Source organism: Acetobacter okinawensis, from assembly GCF_002153655.1.
Classification (GTDB): domain Bacteria; phylum Pseudomonadota; class Alphaproteobacteria; order Acetobacterales; family Acetobacteraceae; genus Acetobacter; species Acetobacter okinawensis_A.
Window position 1 is genome coordinate 1 of the sequence record NZ_JOPJ01000080.1, and the last position, 211, is coordinate 211.

Genomic DNA, 211 nt, shown 5'->3' on the forward strand with positions numbered 1-211 from the left:
AGAACTGCCTACAGACGCACAGTGCTGGAAAAACTGGTTGAACCTTATCTTCAGCCTTTCATCATCAAGAAAGGCATGGATTTTACCTATGACAGAATGCTGATGCCCGCATTGGGTGATTGTCGTAAATCATTTTCACAGGCTCAGAAAGCCACTCTCAGAGCCATATGGGAAGGGTTGAAACCCGCAGAGATTTCCATGCTGTGGTGGA

Annotated in this window: 1 protein-coding gene; it reads left to right on the forward strand. The window is 46.4% G+C overall.

All coding sequences use genetic code 11. From position 1 onward, the window contains the following. Window positions 1-21 precede the first annotated feature (21 nt). Window positions 22-211: hypothetical protein (locus HK26_RS13775; RefSeq protein ID WP_219337100.1), on the forward strand; the 190-nt coding region annotated here is incomplete at its 3' end.